The 3791-nt window shown below is 46.6% G+C and carries 4 protein-coding genes; 2 read left to right on the top strand and 2 right to left on the bottom strand.

The window, feature by feature from the left end; translation table 11 throughout:
• Positions 1–385, bottom strand: a 385-nt coding sequence (locus tag V6C93_RS09595; RefSeq protein ID WP_333476433.1) for a 4-Cys prefix domain-containing protein, incomplete at its 3' end; no start/stop codon positions are given.
• A gap of 22 nt (positions 386–407) precedes the next feature.
• Positions 408–2012 carry an AAA family ATPase gene (locus V6C93_RS09590; protein WP_333476432.1) on the bottom strand — a complete coding sequence of 535 codons (1605 nt, stop codon included), beginning with the start codon at positions 2010–2012 and terminating at the stop codon, positions 408–410.
• A 126-nt stretch (positions 2013–2138) separates the two neighbouring features.
• On the opposite strand from V6C93_RS09590, the gene V6C93_RS09585 reads away from it, so the two are divergent.
• Entirely contained in the window at positions 2139–3383 is a 1245-nt protein-coding gene (locus V6C93_RS09585) for a TPM domain-containing protein (RefSeq protein WP_333476431.1), read from the top strand.
• 54 nt (positions 3384–3437) lie between these two features.
• Positions 3438–3662 (top strand): hypothetical protein, encoded by a 225-nt coding sequence (locus V6C93_RS09580; RefSeq protein WP_333476430.1) that lies wholly within the window; start codon positions 3438–3440, stop codon positions 3660–3662.
• Positions 3663–3791 lie beyond the last annotated feature (129 nt).

Below are 3791 nucleotides of genomic sequence, written 5' to 3'. Positions count from 1 at the left end.
TTTTCTCCATCACCAAGCATTGCAATCTCCGGCAGCCATTACCAAGGTTACAAAGAAAGTATCCGCCTGGATTTACTCTGGGAATTCCAGGGTGTTCCTGCCAAGATGAACTCAACCAAATTAAAACTCGTGCTTCTTTATCAAAGAGTTCAGCGAACTGGCTATTGTTATGTCTAACAGCCAAGGATTTCAGAACTTTTGAGGTTCCTCGCTCCTTGAAATCCCTGACCTCAAAGATTTCGCTATTGTAGGCTTGACCAGTACGCAACGGTCTAATGATTTGATAGCGCTCATTGATAAGTAATTTAGTACCGCAAGCTTGACACAACTCTAAATCGTCAGGATTTTGCCGATTCGGGCAGTTAGGATTAATGCAGTAGCTCATACAACACTGGCTGTGTGCGTGTTTAACAACCCGACTCTAGTTCGGCAAGCAGTTTGAGGAGGTTATCTTGGGCATACCCTACGTCTAGCGTAGGCTTACCTTCTAGTATAGATAAAAGATTTCTGAGGTGTTCTCTAACCCGTTTTTCACTTCTAAAGGATAAAGCGAGCTGTTCTTTAACAGATGTCAAAATAGGCTTAAACTGAAATTCTTGAAGGTTGCTGTTGCTGTATTGGGAGCAGACTAGAGCATGACTACAAATCAGTTCAAGCTCATCCTCACACAGTTGCTCACAAACTTGCTCAACAAAATGGTTTGTAACATACTTCATTACGACGGGAGGAAGCGTAAAAAGGACTTCACTCGGTTCTGTGCTTTTTTCAATAATTGAGCGCCAACCTAAAGATTGCAGTACTTCAATTAACTTAGAGGTCTTGACAGGAAATAAAATATCAGATTGTAATTGGGATAATAAAACAGGATGGCAGTGAATTGCCAGCCAGTACATAATCTGCTTCTCTAAAACTGACAGGCGCTTAAACTGCTGGTCTAATATATCAGTCAATCCAGTGATGACTAATGTATTTTGCTTCAGGAATTCAGGAACATTATTATTGAATAAATCTTGAATAGTGGTGGAAACAATATTTAAGGCTAATGGATTACCTCGATAAAGCTTAATTAGAGTTTCCCACTCTTCCTCTCCGGCTAAACCTTTGGCTTTTAAAATTTCCCGTGCTTCTATTTCTGGCAAACCATTGAGCTGTAAAGAACGAATCGGTAAGGATTTCCCTTCAATGGCAGCGATTTCTCTCGGTTTCTCGCGACTGATGAGTATGATCGCACTTTGATGTGGCGATTCTCCCACCCTTTTGAGAAATTCACTATACCCCTCATACCCTTCCAAATAGCTTCCAGTGCGGTGGCGAAGCGTTTCAGGATGAGACTCGCCATCCCACAGCACGGCTTCAAAATTATCGAGTACCAGTAAACATCGGTACTTTCGCAAACCGTCAATCAGCAAGGATAATCGAGCATTGAAACCGGCTGATAGAACCTCCTCTTTTCTCCCCTTTGCCAAGGAGGGATTCTGCTCCCAGAGAAATCCGATTAACTCTGCCAGAATATCTTCAACGGGTGGGACATAACGCAGACTTCGCCAGATAACAGACTGAAATTGCTCTTGAATCGACTCCGCTAACTTGACAGCTAAAGCCGTTTTGCCAATTCCTCCCATGCCCAAGAGGGTAACTAAGCGACACCTATCGTTTATAATCCACTGGGTTAGGGTAGTCAGTTCCTCGCTGCGCCCATAAAAAACACTTGATTCCGGTGCTTCTCCCCAGTCTTGAACGGAGGCGCGATCGCTAATTTCCTTCCAGTTGAGTCCCAACACCTCGCTATAAGCCTTGAATGCTTCAGCCTTAATGGGACGTTTCCCTGCTAAAAAACGCTTCCAAGTTCCTTCTGAAATCCCCTCAGCCAAGTAACCCGCTTCGTCCCAGTTGATTCCTAAAACTCTACTTGCTTCCTCCAGCCATTTCGGGTTATCCACACTCCACCCTTTTTCCTTTCTGGCTTGCTTAATTCTTGCGAGTCCCGGCGTAGAAGCTTTGAGAGTTTCCATATCAGATAACATTTATTATGTCAAGGTCAGTTTCAAACCAGCCTTTACTGATCCATAAATGATCTACTAATAGCTCTGCCCCTCAAGGATGCTAGAGATGGGCAGTAAAAAGGAACGATACAAGCCATGACAGCAGAAAGATTTCAACTCAAACGTTTCCTCAAGGCTAGTCCGTTTACTCTAGCAATTGTTCTGTTCCCCTGTGTGGGACTAGCTGTTGAGGTGAAGGATGTACCCAATCCCCGACAGATTAATGGTACTTGGGTGACGGACATGGCAGGGATGCTGGATGAGCCGACAGAAGCTCAACTCAATTCCATGATTTCTCAATTAGAGCGTAAAAATGGCACCGAAATCGCTGTGGTGACTGTACCCGAAACGGCCCCAGCCGCATCGCCCAAGGAATTTACAACAAAGCTGTTCAATTACTGGGGGATTGGTAAGAAAGGGAAGGATAATGGAGTGCTGTTGTTGATTTCCAAAGGCGATCGCCGTGTGGAAATCGAAACGGGTTATGGCATGGAAGCGATATTGCCGGATGCCAAAGTTGGCAACATTATCAACACCCAAATCACACCGCGATTCAAGCAAGGGGATTTTAAGGGTGGTACCTTAGCGGGGACAAAAGCGCTCGTGGTTGCGATCGAAAAGCCCCAATCTTCCTCTGTGAGTCAGAAACCAACGCCAACGGCGATCGCTTCCGGTACAGCACAGACACTCTTGCCGACTCAATCCTCTGCTCTTGAACAGGAACCGACTGAGGATGCCAAGGTGCCTTGGGGGCTGCTAGGTGGGGGTGGAGCATTAGTATTGGCGATCGGGACTGCTGCCTTTATGAATCGTCGGGTTTTGATTGAACCCGAAGGGCGATCGCGATTCAAGGGTGGTCGTCGTGTCTGCATCTGCGCTAATTGCAAAAAGCGGATGGAAAAAGTAGATGAGAGCATCATTCAATTCACGTTGAGCAAACCAGAGCAAGTAGCGCAACAACTGGGCAGTGTAAGATTTGAAGGCTGGAAATGTCCTGAGTGTAGCCAGCAGTTAACCGAATCGGGGTTCCACCGAGTCGCCTATGTGCCTCGCTTCAGTCGATTTTGCGAATGCCCGACTTGTGAAGAATTGACAGCAACACGCACAACGCAGATTTTGCAGCACCCTACTGAATACAGCACGGGAAGACGCCTAATTATCGACCAGTGCCAGTGTTGTGACTATTACCAAGAAAGGGAAGAAACAATTCCTTGCCTACCTCCCCCTCCTCCACCTTCTAGCTCTAGCAGTGGTGGCGGCAGCAGTGGTGGCGGCAGTAGTGGGGGCGGCAGCTTTGGCGGCGGTAGTAGTGGTGGCGGCGGTGCTGGTGGCAGCTGGTAATCACCTCAACGTTGTCGTTAGGATTCAACCCCGTTGCATCAGTCCCGTTAAGTCATGAACAACCCAGAAGTTAAAATTCCCAAAGACATTGCCACAGAGGTTCTGACCTTAGCCTCCCGCTACTACGCTGGCTCAACCCAAGGCTACTCTGTATCGGAACTGGTGCAGGCAGGCTCAGAAGTTCAGATTCCTGCTGAGTTTATTGAGCAAGCCATTCGAGAGATTCAGGCAGAACGGAAACAACAGCACGAGCAAAAAAAGCGATCGCGGCTAGGGTGATCGATACTACAGACTCAAAACCCACAATGCCAGTGTCTTTTGCCAGAACTCAATAAAGATGCGATCGCATCACAACGCTGCCCCTTTAGCGGCAATCGCGTAATACCAATTAACTAAAAGTCTGCTACA

Origin of the sequence: Allocoleopsis sp. (genome assembly GCF_036703385.1) — a bacterium.
Taxonomy (GTDB): Bacteria; Cyanobacteriota; Cyanobacteriia; order Cyanobacteriales; family Coleofasciculaceae; genus Allocoleopsis.
The sequence above is the reverse complement of the archived record's forward strand: the minus strand, read 5'-3'. Positions and strand labels throughout refer to the sequence as shown.